General features: G+C 71.3%; 12 protein-coding genes. 6 read left to right on the top strand and 6 right to left on the bottom strand.

Annotation, left to right across the window (positions count from 1 at the left end):
- Window positions 1-662: NYN domain-containing protein (locus tag CCN35_RS00595; protein WP_143631334.1), on the bottom strand; the 662-nt coding region annotated here is incomplete at its 3' end.
- A gap of 234 nt (window positions 663-896) precedes the next feature.
- Between CCN35_RS00595 and CCN35_RS28585 the strand changes: the two genes are divergently transcribed.
- Entirely contained in the window at window positions 897-1070 is a 174-nt protein-coding gene (locus tag CCN35_RS28585; protein ID WP_169721321.1) for a hypothetical protein, read from the top strand.
- Window positions 1071-1168: 98 nt separating this feature from the next.
- On the opposite strand, the gene dnaE is transcribed toward CCN35_RS28585, so the two are convergent.
- Window positions 1169-4708 carry a DNA polymerase III subunit alpha gene (dnaE, locus tag CCN35_RS00585; protein ID WP_067392894.1) on the bottom strand — a complete coding sequence of 1180 codons (3540 nt, stop codon included), beginning with the start codon at window positions 4706-4708 and terminating at the stop codon, window positions 1169-1171.
- A 368-nt stretch (window positions 4709-5076) separates the two neighbouring features.
- Here dnaE and CCN35_RS00580 point away from each other — a divergent pair, with 368 nt between their 5' ends.
- The 4 genes from CCN35_RS00580 (at window position 5077) to CCN35_RS00565 (ending at window position 9924) form a co-directional block, all read left to right on the top strand.
- Window positions 5077-6480, top strand: coding sequence for a DUF2252 domain-containing protein (locus CCN35_RS00580; RefSeq protein WP_086791152.1), 1404 nt, complete (start codon window positions 5077-5079; stop codon window positions 6478-6480).
- Between the two features lie 39 nt (window positions 6481-6519).
- Window positions 6520-7221, top strand: coding sequence for a hypothetical protein (locus tag CCN35_RS00575; protein WP_067392891.1), 702 nt, complete (start codon window positions 6520-6522; stop codon window positions 7219-7221).
- An 87-nt stretch (window positions 7222-7308) separates the two neighbouring features.
- Window positions 7309-8136: a thioredoxin domain-containing protein gene (locus CCN35_RS00570; RefSeq protein ID WP_067392888.1), complete on the top strand. Its 828-nt coding sequence runs from the start codon at window positions 7309-7311 to the stop codon at window positions 8134-8136.
- A gap of 126 nt (window positions 8137-8262) precedes the next feature.
- On the top strand, window positions 8263-9924 hold the full coding sequence (locus CCN35_RS00565) for an alkaline phosphatase D family protein (protein WP_067392884.1): 1662 nt from the start codon (window positions 8263-8265) through the stop codon (window positions 9922-9924).
- A gap of 13 nt (window positions 9925-9937) precedes the next feature.
- Here the strand turns inward: CCN35_RS00565 and CCN35_RS00560 are convergent, their stop codons facing one another.
- The gene (locus CCN35_RS00560) at window positions 9938-10516 is read right to left on the bottom strand and encodes a dienelactone hydrolase family protein (RefSeq protein ID WP_086791150.1); all 579 of its coding nucleotides are present in this window, start codon (window positions 10514-10516) and stop codon (window positions 9938-9940) included.
- 135 nt (window positions 10517-10651) lie between these two features.
- Between CCN35_RS00560 and CCN35_RS00555 the strand changes: the two genes are divergently transcribed.
- Complete coding sequence (locus CCN35_RS00555; RefSeq protein ID WP_067392875.1) at window positions 10652-11827, top strand: mechanosensitive ion channel family protein; 1176 nt, start codon at window positions 10652-10654, stop codon at window positions 11825-11827.
- Window positions 11828-11903: 76 nt separating this feature from the next.
- On the opposite strand, the gene CCN35_RS00550 is transcribed toward CCN35_RS00555, so the two are convergent.
- From CCN35_RS00550 to CCN35_RS00540, 3 genes are all read right to left on the bottom strand, one after another.
- Window positions 11904-12644: an SDR family NAD(P)-dependent oxidoreductase gene (locus tag CCN35_RS00550; RefSeq protein WP_067392871.1), complete on the bottom strand. Its 741-nt coding sequence runs from the start codon at window positions 12642-12644 to the stop codon at window positions 11904-11906.
- A gap of 138 nt (window positions 12645-12782) precedes the next feature.
- Window positions 12783-13250, bottom strand: a complete 468-nt coding sequence (locus tag CCN35_RS00545; RefSeq protein ID WP_067392868.1) for a GNAT family N-acetyltransferase — start codon at window positions 13248-13250, stop codon at window positions 12783-12785.
- Window positions 13247-14191 (bottom strand): RluA family pseudouridine synthase, encoded by a 945-nt coding sequence (locus CCN35_RS00540; RefSeq protein ID WP_067392867.1) that lies wholly within the window; start codon window positions 14189-14191, stop codon window positions 13247-13249. The genes CCN35_RS00545 and CCN35_RS00540 overlap by 4 nt, the downstream gene beginning before the upstream one ends.
- Between the last annotated feature and the right edge of the window lie 87 nt (window positions 14192-14278).

Below are 14278 nucleotides of genomic sequence, written 5' to 3'. Positions count from 1 at the left end.
GGCTCGGCGGGGCGTGCGGCGGTCGCGCCGAGCGCGGACTCGGGCAGCGGCGCGGAGAGGATCGCGGCGATCTCGGGGCGGGGTGCGGGCGGGGGTGCGCAGACGCCGCCGACCTCCTTGGCACGGACGGCCTTGGTGATCCAGGCGCGGTCCAGCACGCGCCGCTCGTCGGCCTCGGCGACCAGGTCCTCGGACTGGTTGTAGTCGCCGTCGGCGGCCTGCACCGCCCACAGGTGGACGGCGACGCCGTGCTCCTTGGCGGCCATCATGCCGGGCAGCAGATCGCCGTCGCCGGTGACGAGGACGACGTCGGAGCAGGCGCGGTTGCGGGCCAGTTCGGTGAGCTCGGCGTGCATGGCCGCGTCCACGCCCTTCTGCGCCCAGCGCCCGTCGCTGCGGGTGAGCGCACCGAGCCGGACGGTGACCCGGGGCATCACGCGCAGCCGGCGGTGCTCGGGCTGCGGCACGCGGTCGGGTGCGCCGTCGAACCAGTAGATGCGCAGCAGGGGCCGCTGCGTGTCGGACTCGGCCTGTTCGCGCAACCCCTGGACGAGGGCGGTGTGGTCCACGGTGATCCGGGACCGCGACGGTTCCCCGGCGAGGAGACTGGCGGCGGCCCCCAGCAGATACCCGGCGTCCACCAGGACGATGCAGCGGTCCACGCGATCCACCCTCTTTCCGGGAGGTTGCTTCGGGTTTGCTTCGGGCTTGCTTCGAGTCTGCCCGACCCGGGCGGGGTTGACGGCCGGAACTCGATCTTCGGCGTGGCGTTTCGGAAGCCGGTGATCCGATGACCCTTGTTACATACGGTAATTGTCCGACATGCGTTCTTTGATGGGTTGTGTGAGTCTGGTCCCGGCCCTGGCCCCTAGATCCCCCACAGGAGGCTGATGACCATGGCCAAGAACCGGAAGCAGGACCGCAGTCGGCAGAAGACGTCCGTGGCCGCGAACGGGCCGAGGGAGACGGACCACTCCATGACGGAGCCGCAGCCCGAGCACCACGCGTCGCAGGCGCGCCCCGCCGACACGGGCCGCAAGGGACGCCAGAAGCGTTTCGGCCACAACTGAGCCACGGGGCACACACGTTGAACAGGCCCGCATGACGGCGAGGGGCGCGCCCGGGGTTCCCGGGCACGCCCCTCGCCGGTGCTGCTGGTGCCGGCCGCTCAGCCGGCCAGGCAGGACGGACCGAGCAGTCCCTTCAGATCGCCGAACAGCGCGGGGTCCGGCTTGACCCGGTGCCGGTCCAGGCGCAGCACGGTCGTCTTGCGCGGCCCCTGCAGCTTGATGCGGACCTCGCTGTCGCCCTTGTGGTGGCTGAGGATCTCGCCCAGGCGGCTGACCAGGGGCGGGGTGACCTTCAGGGCGGGGATGGTGAGCACCACCGGCGCGCTGCCGCTCTCGGCGGACAGGTCGGGGACCATCAGCTCCATCGCGACCAGGCGGGGCACGTCCTCCCGCTTGTCCAGGCGGCCCTTGACGAACACCACGGCGTCCTCGACGAGTTGGGTGGACACCAGCTGGTACGTCGCGGGGAAGAACATGCACTCGATGGAACCGGCCAGGTCCTCGACGGTGGCGATCGCCCAGGCGTTGCCCTGCTTGGTCATCTTGCGCTGGAGGCCGGAGATGATGCCGCCGATGGTGACGATCGAACCGTCGGCGAACTCACCGCTGTTGAGCTGGGAGATGCCGGCGTCGGCCTTGTCGGCGAGCACGTGCTCCAGACCGAAGAGGGGGTGGTCGGAGACGTACAGGCCGAGCATCTCCCGCTCCTGGGCGAGCAGATACGACTTGTCCCACTCCTCGGTGGAGAACTCCACGTCCAGCCCGAAGCCGGGCTCGTCGCCGTCCTTCTCGTCCAGCCCGCCGAAGAGGTCGAACTGGCCCTCGGCCTCCTTGCGCTTGACCGCGACCACGTTGTCGATCATCGACTCGTAGCGCGCCATGAGGCCCTTGCGGGTGTGGCCCAGCGAGTCGAAGGCACCGGCCTTGATCAGCGATTCGGTGGTGCGCTTGTTGCAGACCACCGCCTCGACCTTGTCCAGGTAGTCGGGGAAGGAGACGAACTTCCCCTTGGCCTTGCGGGTCTTGATGATCGACTCGACGACGTTGGTGCCGACGTTGCGCACGGCGGACAGGCCGAAGAGGATCACGTCGTCGCCCTGCGCGGCGAAGTTGGCCTCGGAGTCGTTGACGTTGGGCGGGAGCACCCGGATGCCCATGCGGCGGCACTCGTTGAGGTAGACCGCCGACTTGTCCTTGTCGTCCTTGACGGAGGTCAGCAGGGCGGCCATGTACTCGGCGGGGTGGTTGGCCTTCAGATAGGCGGTCCAGTACGACACCAGGCCGTACGCGGCGGAGTGGGCCTTGTTGAAGGCGTAGCCGGCGAAGGGGACCAGCACGTCCCACAGGGCCTGGATGGCCTCGTCGCTGTAGCCGTTCTTGCGGGCGCCGGCCTGGAAGATGACGAAGTTCTTCTCCAGCTCCTCGGGCTTCTTCTTGCCCATCACACGGCGGAGGATGTCGGCCTCGCCGAGCGAGTAGCCGGCGATGATCTGGGCGGCCTTCTGCACCTGCTCCTGGTAGACGATCAGGCCGTAGGTGACGTCCAGGACCTCCTTGAGCGGCTCCTCCAGCTCCGGGTGGATGGGCGTGATCTCCTGCTGGCCGTTCTTGCGCAGGGCGTAGTTGATGTGCGAGTTCATGCCCATCGGACCCGGCCGGTACAGGGCCGACACGGCGGAGATGTCCTCGAAGTTGTCCGGCTTCATCATGCGCAGCAGCGAGCGCATGGGGCCGCCGTCGAACTGGAAGACGCCGAGGGTCTCGCCGCGCTGGAGCAGCTCGAAGGTCTTGGGGTCGTCGAGCGGAAGGCTCAGCAGATCGATGTCGATCCCCTTGTTGGCCTTCACCATCTTGACGGCGTCGTCCATGATCGTGAGGTTGCGCAGGCCCAGGAAGTCCATCTTCAGCAGGCCGAGCGCCTCACAGCTCGGGTAGTCCCACTGGGTGATGGTCACGCCGTCGGTGTGCCTGACCCAGACGGGGACGTGGTCGACGATGGGCTCGCTGGACATGATCACGCCGGCCGCGTGCACGCCCATCTGCCGGACCAGGCCCTCCACGCCGCGTGCGGTGTCGATGACCTTCTTCACGTCCGGCTCGTTCTCGTACATCGCGCGGACCTCGGCCGCCTCCGAGTACCGCGGGTGCTCGGGGTCGGTGATGCCGGACAGCGGGATGCCCTTGCCGAGGACGTCGGCGGGCATGGCCTTGGTGATCCGGTCGCCCATGGCGTAGGGGTAGCCGAGCACGCGCGCGGCGTCCTTGATGGCGTTCTTGGCCTTGATGGTGCCGTAGGTGCCGATCTGGGCGACCTTGTCGGCGCCGTACTTCTCGGTGACGTACCGGATGACCTCGGCGCGCCGGCGCTCGTCGAAGTCGATGTCGACGTCCGGCATGGTGATGCGCTCGGGGTTCAGGAACCGCTCGAAGATCAGGCCGTGCGGGATGGGGTCGAGGTCGGTGATGCCGAGCGCGTAGGCGACGATCGAGCCCGCCGCGGAGCCGCGGCCGGGGCCCACGGCGATGCCGTTGTTCTTGGCCCACATGATGAAGTCGGCGACCACGAGGAAGTAGCCCGGGAACCCCATCTGGATGATGACGTCCATCTCGTACTCGGCCTGCTTGCGCCGGTCCTCGGGGACGCCGTCCGGGTAACGCCGCTCCAGGCCGCGGCGGACCTCCTCCTGGAACCAGGTGACCTCGGTGTAGCCCTCGGGGACGTCGAACTTGGGCATGAGGTCGCGCTTTTCGAACATGCCCGTGGTGTCGACCATCTCGGCGATCAGCCGGGTGTTGTCGCACCCCTCCTGCCAGGCGTCCGAGGAGTCGAGGGCGTACATCTCCTCGGTGGACTTCAGGTAGTAGCCGGTGCCGTCGAACTTGAAGCGGTCGGGGTCGGAGAGGTTCTTGCCGGTCTGGATGCACAGCAGGGCGTCGTGGGCGTCGGCCTCGTGCGCGTAGGTGTAGTGCGAGTCGTTGGTGACCAGCGGCGGGATGCCGAGCTTCTTGCCGATCCGCAGCAGGTCGTCGCGGACCCGGCGCTCGATCTCGATGCCGTGGTCCATCAGCTCCAGGAAGTAGCGGTCCTTGCCGAAGATGTCCTGGTAGTCGGCGGCGGCCTTCAGGGCCTCGTCGAACTGGCCGAGGCGCAGCCGGGTCTGCACCTCCCCGGAGGGGCAGCCGGTGGAGGCGACGATGCCCTCGGACCACTGGGAGATGGTCTCCTTGTCCATGCGGGGCCACTTCTGCAGCCAGCCCTCGGCGTAGGCGTCGGAGGACAGGCGGAAGAGGTTGTGCAGGCCCGTCTTGTTCACCGCCCACATCGTCTTGTGGGTGTAACCGCCGGAGCCGGAGACGTCGTCCCGCTTCTGGTGCGGCTGGCCCCACAGGATCTTGCGCTTGTTGCGCCGGGACTCGGGGGCGACGTAGGCCTCGATGCCGATGATCGGGGTGATGCCGGCCTTCTGCGCGGAGTGGAAGAAGTCGTACGCGCCGTGGAGGTTGCCGTGGTCCGACATGGCGATGTGCGTCATGCCCATGTCGTTGCAGGCCTGGAACATGTCCTTCAGCCGCGCGGCACCGTCCAGCAGCGAGTACTGGGTGTGGACGTGCAGGTGCGTGAACGGCGGCTTCGACACGGTACGGCCTCCATCAGGAAGACTAGACGACCAGCTGACATCGAGCTGACGACAGACTTCGGACAGTCCTGGATCAGCCTCGAAGTCTAGGCCCCGGCACGGACACCGGGGCGGACACCGCGACAGGCCGCGACAGGCCGCGACAGCCCGCGACAAGGACGTGGGCAGGAGGGGACACCTCCGGACGACCGTGGCAGAAGGCCTTGACAAGGAGTGGCCGACGGGTGAGGGGTGGGGCGGGTCCGCGCCGTACCTTCGGGCGGAAGGGCACGGGCACTCCCCCGAACCGCCGGACGTTGGTGCGGGGGGAAGGCCCGGCCGGACCCGCTCCACACGTCAGCGCACACCGCACCTGGAGGCACTCCGCGATGTCGGTCCCCCCGCTCAACGACGAGCAGACCCGCGGCAAGGAGATCCTCGCCGTCCTCGACACCGCCTTCGGCGATCTCCTGGCGGCCGACCCGGCCGCGCTCCGCGCCCTGTACCGCAGGCTGGCGGCGTCGGCCCTCGCGTTCCACCGGGGCACGGCGTGCCTCTTCCACCACGACCTGGGCTCCGGGACGGCCGGCGGGCCCCGCCCGGACGCCTACCTGGACGAGCGGACCTCACGCGTGTGGATCCACGGCGATCTGCACGTGGAGAGCTTCGGCACCCGCCTGGACGCGAACGGCTGCCTGGTCTTCGGTGCCGACGGCTTCGACGAGGCGTACGTCGGCCCGTTCACCTGGGACCTCAAGCGCTTCGTCGCCTCCCTCGCCGTCCTCGGGCACACCAAGGCGCTCGGCGACGAGCAGATCACCGAGCTGGTGACCTGCTACGCGACCGCCTACCGCGACCGGATCCACGCCCTGGCCACCGGCGCCAGGAGCGACGAGGGGCCGCCCCTCACCACGGACACCGCCGAGGGGCCCCTCCTGGACACGCTGCGCTGCGCCCGCTCCCTGACCCGTCTGGGGCTGCTGGAGTCCCTGACCGAGATCCGCGACTTCGAGCGCCGCTTCACCTCCGGCGGCGACGCGATCGAGCTGGACGCGGCCACCCGCTACAAGGTGCTCGCGGCCTTCGACGGCTATCTGGAGACGCTGCCGGACGCGTCGCTGGCCCGCCCGGAGTCCTACCGGGTCAAGGACGTCGTCGGCCGCCGCGGCATCGGGTCGGGCCCGGCCGGCCGGCTCTCGTACGACATCCTCCTGGAGGGGCACAGCGACGCCCTGGAGGACGACGTGGTGATCACCATCAGGCAGGCGCGGAGCCCCGCGGTCGCCCGGTACGTCACCGATCCGGCGATCCGCGACCGCTTCGTGCACGAGGGTCACCGCACGGTGGTCTGCCGGCGCGCCCTGCAGGAGCACCCCGACCCATGGCTGGGCTGGACCGAGCTGGACGGCGCGGGCCAGGTGGTGTCCGAGGTCTCGCCGTACGCCGTCGGCCTGGACTGGGAGGGCATCGACGACCCGGAGGAGATGGCCCAGGTGGTCGCCGACCTGGGCCGGGCCACGGCCGCCATGCACGCGGCGGCGGACGACCCCTCCGGCGAGTCGCTGGTGCCGTTCCCCGCCGAACGGGCCATCGACGCGGCGATCGCGGGCGACGAGGAGGGCTTCGTGCCCCTGCTGGTCGACTTCGCGCACGCCTACGGGGCACGCGCGCGTGCCGACCACCGGATCTTCGTGGACCTGCTCCGCGGCGGACAGGTCCCGGGGCTGCAGGAAAAGCCGGGCCCGTGGGCGGACGGACCTGTGGACAAAACAGGGCGGCGGCAGAACCCTTAGCAGGGCCTTACGGACCCACGTGACACACTCTTCCCTCGTATGGACATATCCGGGATCCAGCTCAGAGCCGTGCGCGCGGCGCTGTTCACGGCCATGGTCGTGACGCTCAGCACCGCGTCGCACGTGCTGCTGTCCCAGGTTCCGCTGCCGCTGAGCACGGTGACCGCGGTCGCGGTCGCCGTGTTCGCGCTCGCCTACGCCCTGGCCGGCCGCGAGTGCGGCTTCGGGCGGATCGCCGCCCTGCTGATCCCGCTGGAGCTGGCCGCCGACACCGTCTTCACCACCGGCCAGCACCTCTGCTACGGCGCCGCGGGCGGCCCGGTCGCCGGTCCCCTGCGCTCGGTGGGCTTCGACCTGCTGTGCGGCGAGGACACCCATGTGGGCGCCCCGCTGGCCCGGATGACCGGCGCCGACGCCGACGGGCCGGCCGCCCTGCTCGCCGACGCCGACCCGGCCACCGCCTGGCTGCTGCTGGCCGCGCACATCGGCGTCGGTCTGCTCGCGGCCGGCTGGCTGCACCGCGGGGAGCGGGCGCTGGCCCAGCTGCTGCGCGCGGTGACCGCGACGACGTTCCGTCCGCTGCTGGTCGCGGTGGCGGCGGTCACGGCCCGCCGACCCCCGGGGACGCGCCGCCCGGCGCGTCCCGCGTTCCACCACTGCGCCCTGCGCACCCGTCTGCTCGTGCACTCCCTGGGACGGCGTGGACCGCCGTGCTCGGCCCCCGCCGCCGTCCGAACGTGAACGGCGGCCCTCCGAGTCCGACAGTCCCATTCCCATGTCCCGTCATCGCGCGCACGACGGCTGCGCGCCCCACAGGAGAACACCGACATGAGCAAGCGGAACAGCCAGGAGGCCAAGAGGGCGGCCCGGGAGCGGCTGCGCGCCCAGCGCGAGCGCGAGGCCAAGCGGGCCAAGATCAAGCGGCAGATCGTCGTCGTCTGCTCGGCCATAGCCGTGGTGGCGGCGGCCGGCGGCATCGGCTACGCCGTCGTCCAGGCCAACAAGCCCACCCGCTGGGAGGCCGCGCAGGAGCAGAAGGAGGTCGTCGCCCCGGCCAACACCTCGGGCAAGGACGGCACGACGGTCGTCATCGGCAAGGACTCCGCCGAGAAGACCCTCGTCGTGTACGAGGACCCGCGCTGCCCCGTCTGCGCCCAGTTCGAGCAGACCCTGGGCCCGACCATCAAGAAGGACCTCGACGCGGGCAAGTACAAGCTGCAGTTCGTCGGGGCCTCCTTCCTCGACAAGGGCCTCCAGGGCGAGGGGTCCCGCAAGGCGCTGAGCGCGCTGGGGGCCGCGCTGAACGTGAGCCCCGAGGCCTTCCTCGAGTACAAGACGGCGCTCTATTCGGCCAAGTTCCACCCCGAGGAGAGCGAGGACAAGTTCAAGGACGAGTCCTACCTGTTCAAGGTGGCGGACACCGTCGACGCCCTGAAGGACAACAAGACCTTCCAGAACGACGTCAAGAACGGCACCTTCGACAAGTGGGCGCTGGTCATGAGCAAGAAGTTCGACGAGGACAGCGAGAAGTACGGCCTCACCGGCACCCCGAGCCTGGTGATGGACGGCAAGAAGGTCACGGGCAGCGACGGGCAGAACACCCCGATGACGGTCGAGGAGTTCACCGCCGCGATCGACAAGGCGCTGAAGGGCTGACGCCGTCCGCGGGGTGACGCCCTGTGGGGCGTGACGCCCTGTGCGGTGCACCCCGCGTCGAAGAGCGGGCGAAACTTTTGCCGTTCGCCCGCTCTTTGCATGTACCGGTCAGTAATCTGATCGGCCGTGACCAGTCGACACAGATCCTTCGAGAGCCTCAACTCCCTTGCTCCACGCCGCCGTACGGTCGTCAAGGCCGCGGCGGCCACTGCTGCTCTGGCAGGACCGCTCACCGCCGCGTCGTCCGCGCGGGCCGTCACCGGGGCACCCGCCTTCCTGCACGGCGTCGCCTCCGGCGACCCGCTGCCGGACGGCGTTCTGCTGTGGACCCGGGTGACCCCCGTGCCCGAGGCGATACCCGGCTCCGGGATCGGCCCGGACATCGAGGTGGGCTGGGCGGTGGCCACCGACAGGGCGTTCACGAACGTCGTCGCCAGGGGGTCCGTCACCGCCACCGCCGCCTCCGACCACACCGTCAAGGCCGACGTCCGGGGGCTGGAGCCGGCCACCGACTACTGGTTCCGCTTCTCGGCCGGCGGCACCGACTCCCCCGTCGGCCGCACCCGCACCGCGCCCGCCCACGACGCCGCCGTGCCCCGTCTGCGCTTCGGCGTGGTCTCCTGCGCCAACTGGGAGGCCGGTCACTTCGCCGCCTACCGCCATCTCGCGGCCCGCGGCGACCTGGACGCCTGGCTGCACCTCGGGGACTACATCTACGAGTACGGGTCCGGCGAGTACGCGGCCCGCGGCCGGGTCGTACGGCCGCACACCCCCGCCCACGAGATCCTCACCCTCGCCGACTACCGCGCCCGGCACGCGACGTACAAGACCGACCCCGATCTGCAGGCGCTGCACCGCAGTGCCCCGGTCGTGGCGATCTGGGACGACCACGAGTTCGCGGACAACACTTGGTCGGGCGGCGCGGGCAACCACACGGAGGGCGCCGAGGGCGCCTGGAGCGCCCGTCAGGCGGCGGCCAAGCAGGCCTACTTCGAGTGGATGCCGGTGCGCCCGGCCGTCGAGGGCACCACCTACCGGCGGCTGCGCTTCGGCAGGCTCGCCGATCTCTCCCTGCTGGACCTGCGCTCCTTCCGCTCGCAGCAGGCCGCCCTGGGCAGCGGCTCGGTCGACGACCCGGACCGCACCCTCACCGGCCGCGCCCAGCTCGACTGGCTCAAGGCCGGTCTGGCGGCCTCCGACACCACCTGGCGGCTGGTCGGCAACTCGGTGATGATCTCCCCGTTCGTCGTCGGCTCGCTCACCGCGGACCTGCTCAAGCCGCTGGCCAAGCTGCTGGGGCTGCCGCAGGAGGGCCTGGCGATCAACACCGACCAGTGGGACGGCTACACCGACGACCGCCGGGAGCTGCTGGACCACCTGCGCTCCCACGCCATCCGCAACACCGTCTTCCTCACCGGCGACATCCACATGGCGTGGGCCAACGACGTCCCGGTGAACGCCGGTACGTATCCGCTGTCGGAGTCGGTCGCCACGGAGTTCGTGGTCACCTCGGTGACCTCCGACAACCTCGACGACATCGTCAAGGCCCCCGAGGGCACGGTCTCGGCGGCCGCCGCTCCGGTGATCCGCGCCGCCAACCGGCACGTCCACTGGGTCGACACCGACCGCCACGGCTACGGCGTGCTGGACGTCACCGCCGACCGGGTGCAGATGGACTACTACGCGCTGTCCGACCGCACCAGCCCGAACGCGACCTCCGCGTGGGCCCGTTCGTACCGCACCCGCAGCGGCACGCAGAAGGTCGAGCGGACCCACGACCCGGTCTGAGGCCCGGCGTGTCTCACGCCCCGCCGAGCTCCTCGAGGAAGCCGAGTGCCACCCGCCAGGTGGCCTCGGCGGCCTCCTCGTCGTAGTCCGGCAGTTCGGGGTCGGTGTAGAGGTGTCCCGCCCCCCGGTACCGGTGGACCTCCACATCGGCGCCGATCCGGCCCATCTGCAGATACCAGGCGGTCAGCCAGTCGTCGGGCTCGAACGGGTCGGGTTCGGCCACGTGCAGCTGGACGGGCAGGCCGTCCACGCCGGCGTTCGGCGCGATGTCCGAGGTGCCGTGCAGAAGCAGCAGACCGCGTGCCTTGTCGTCGCCGAGGGCGAGGGTCTGCGCGACGGCCGCGCCCAGCGAGAAACCGGCATAGACCAGCCCCCGCTCCGAGTAGGGCGCCGCGGCCAGCACGGCCCGCTTGAGCAGCTCGTCCTTGCCGACCTCGTCCTTGAAGGCCATGCCCTCCTCGACCGAGTCGAAGGTGCGCCCTTCGAAGAGGTCCGGTGTCCACACCGTGTGCCCGGCGGCGCGCAACCGGTCCGCCGCCTGCCGCACCGCGGGTCTGAGGCCGTAGGTCGAGTGGAAGAGCATGATGTTCATGAGGCCATGGTGCCAGCCGGGTACGACAGCCCCGGCCCGCGGCCGGAACCGGGAAACCGGCGCGGAAAGGGACGAATGTCACAGGTCGTGCCCGCACGTTGCCGGTCGGGAACCCGGGCATGGTAGGCACGGGGCATGGAGAACATACTCCGACCGCTGATCGTGACCGGCGGCGCGGTCGTCCTGGCCCTGATCATCGGCTGGGTCACCGATCTGCTGCTGCGCAAGGCCGACGAACGCCACCGCGAGACCCCGCTGTGGGGTCTGCTGCGCCGTACCCGCGTCCCCTATCAACTCGTGCTGTGCGCCGCCCTGCTGAACGGCTCCTACGGCCAGGCGGGGCTGCCGGCGGAGCACCGGGTCGCCATCGGCCGGACACTGGCCCTGGTGCTGATCGGGTCGGCCGCCTGGCTGGTGATCCGGATCGCGGCGGCGGTCGTCGAGACCTCGTACTCGCGGTACGCCAGCGCCCACGCGCACCGGGACCCGGCCCGGGTGCGGCGGGTGCGCACACAGATCGAGCTGATCATGCGCGTGGTCTCCGCGGCCGTCATCGTGGTGGCCGCCGCCTCGATGCTGCTGGTCTTTCCGGCGATGCGCGCGGCCGGCGCCTCGCTGCTGGCCTCGGCCGGCATCCTCGGCATCGTCGCCGGTGTCGCCGCGCAGTCCACCCTGAGCAATATGTTCGCCGGGCTGCAGATCGCCTTCGGCGACCTCGTGCGGATCGGCGACACCGTGGTCGTGGAGGGGGAGTGGGGCACGGTCGAGGAGATCACCCTGACCTTCCTGACGGTACGGACCTGGGACGAGCGCCGGATCACCATGCCGGTCTCGTACTTCACCTCCAAGCCGTTCGAGAACTGGTCCCGCGGCGGCTCGCAGATGACCGGCACGGTCTTCTTCCACCTGGACCACTCGGCGCCCCTGGACGCGATGCGCGAGCAGCTGCGCGACATCCTGCGCGAGTGCCCGGCCTGGGACGGCCGCGCCTACAACCTGGTGGTCACGGACACGACACCGACCACGATGGAGGTACGCGCGCTGGTGACGGCGAAGGACGGCAGCGACCTCTGGACGGTCCGTGTCACGGTCCGCGAGCAGCTTCTGCGCTGGCTCGTCGCCCACCACCCCTACGCCCTCCCCCGCATCAACACGGCCGACGTGGCACCGTCCCTGGGCTGCCCCGGCCACCACTCCCCGTTCCGCGACGGCGCCGAGCGGCCTTCCTCCGATGGCCGGGAACGGGCCGCGGCCGACCGGGGGGACGGCCGTCGGCAGGGCAGCGGCCGGGCCGCGGAGTCCCTGTCCTGAAGCCCCGCTCCGCAGCCCCTGCCGGTGCTCGGAGCCCCTGCCGGCGGAAACGGCGGGGACGGCGGGCGAGGCGGGCTCAGTGGCCGCGTTCCGCGCCGCCGTTGACCTGGATGATCTGGGAGGTGATGTGGGCGGCGGCCGGGGAGGCCAGCCAGTGGAGGGTGGCGGCGACGTCGCCCGGGGTTCCCGCGCGCCTGGTGGAGGTCTCGGCGATCAGCTCCGCACGCCGGGCCTCGTCCAGCCCCTCGCCGAAGAAACCGGTGTCCTCGACGTACCCCGGCGCGACCACGTTCACCGTGATGCCGCGCGGGCCCAGCCGGCGGGCCAGGGCGTGGGCGTAGGGGTGCAGGGCGGCCTTGGAGGCGGCGTAGGCGCTGCTGCCCGAGCCCCGGTACGCGGCGATGGAGCTGAGGAACAGCACCCGGCCGCCCGGCTCGGCGAGCCGGTCCTCCAGGGCCTCGGTGAGCAGCACGGCGGTCAGGGTGTTGAGCCGGAAGTTGACCAGCCAGTGGTCGGCGACGCGGTCGAGCGGATCGTCCCGCTCCACCTGCGGCTCCAGCCGTCCCGATCCCCCGGCGCTGTGGATCAGCACGTCCACCGCCCCGAGTTCGTCGGCCACGAACCGGGCGGCCTTCCGCACGCCCGCCACGTCGCTCAGATCGGCGGCGCACGTCAGCGCGCCCGGCACCCGGGCCCGGCGCAGCACCTCCTCCCGCCGTCCGAGCAGCAGGACCTGGTCCCCGCCGTCCGCGAAGGCCCGTGCCGCGGCGAGTCCGATCCCCGTGCCGCCCCCGCTGATGACGACGTTGCGACTCATGGTCCGAGCGTACCCACGCCGGCCGCGGGCCACCGCGAGGCGCGCACGCCCGGACGCGTGGTGCCCGGTCCGCACCGCGCTCCCCGGGCCGGTGCCCGGCCGCGGGCCGGGGAGCGCCGGACGCCCCCGGCACCGGGTCTACACCGTGCGCCGCATCGCCCGGTGCGGGATGCCCGCCTCGGAGAACTCCGGCCCGTACGCCGTGTATCCCAGCCGCTCGTAGAAGCCGAGCGCATGGGTCTGCGCATGCAGGTCCACCGCCGTGAGGCCACGCGCGCGGGCCGCCTCCTCCAGGGCGCGCACCAGGGCCGCGCCGATGCCCCGCCCGCGTGCCTCCCGGACGACGGCGAGCCGCCCCAGGGAGCCGGCCGACTCGTCCCCGCCGGTCCGGGCGGCGGCGGCCTCGCCGTGCAGCAGCCGCCCGGTGCCGAGCGGTACGCCGTCCTCGCGGACCGCCAGCACATGCACGGCCCCGGCGTCGTGGGCGTCGTACTCGAGGTCCTGCGGGACGCCCTGCTCGACGACGAAGACCTCCTTGCGCACCGCGAGGCAGGCCTCCCGGTCGGCGACGTCCTCGGCGACGCGCACCGTGTACGGCGCGCTCACGCGTAGGTCTCCTCACGGACCTGGTCCAGGGCCTTCCGCAGGTCCTCGGGGTAGTCGCTGGTGAACTCCACCCACCGGCCGTCGGCGGGGTGCTCGAAGCCGAGCCGCACGGCGTGCAGCCACTGGCGGGTGAGCCCGAGCCGCCGGGCGAGCGTGGGGTCGGCCCCGTAGGTCAGGTCGCCGACGCAGGGGTGGCGGTAGGCGGACATGTGGACGCGGATCTGGTGGGTGCGGCCGGTCTCCAGCTTGATGTCGAGCAGGGAGGCCGCGCGGAAGGCCTCGATCAGGTCGTAGTGGGTGACGGAGGGCTTGCCGTCGGCGGTGACCGCCCACTTGTAGTCGTGGGTCGGATGCCGGCCGATGGGGGCGTCGATGGTGCCGCTGGTCGGGTCCGGGTGACCCTGGACGAGGGCGTGGTAGCGCTTGTCGACGGTGCGCTCCTTGAACTGGCGCTTGAGCGACGTGTACGCGTACTCGGACTTGGCCACCACCATCAGGCCGGAGGTGCCGACGTCCAGGCGGTGCACGATGCCCTGGCGCTCGGCGGCACCGGACGTCGCGATGCGGTAGCCGGCGGCGGCGAGACCGCCGACGACCGTCGGCCCGGACCAGCCGGGGCTGGGGTGGGCGGCGACGCCGACCGGCTTGGCGATCACGACGACGTCCTCGTCGTCGTGCACGATCTCCATGCCCTCGACCGGCTCGGCGACGACGCGCACGGGCGCGGGCGCCTGCGGCATCTCGACCTCGAGCCAGGCCCCGCCGCGCACCCGCTCGGACTTGCCGACCACCGCGCCGTCGACCAGCACCTTGCCCGCGGCGGCCAGCTCCGCCGCCTTCGTACGGGAGAAACCGAACATACGGGAGATGGCGGCGTCGACGCGCTCGCCCTCCAGGCCGTCGGGCACAGGCAGGGTACGGATCTCGGGAATCGTGCTCACCCCGTCGAGTATGCCGGACGGACCGGAGGGCTCCGTACGCGCCTGCCGGGCCCCGGTCCGGCCGCCTCGGGCGGCCTCGGCCCCCGG

This window comes from Streptomyces thermovulgaris (assembly GCF_002155915.1).
GTDB classification, from domain to species: Bacteria; Actinomycetota; Actinomycetes; order Streptomycetales; family Streptomycetaceae; genus Streptomyces; species Streptomyces thermovulgaris.
The sequence above is the reverse complement of the archived record's forward strand: the minus strand, read 5'-3'. Positions and strand labels throughout refer to the sequence as shown.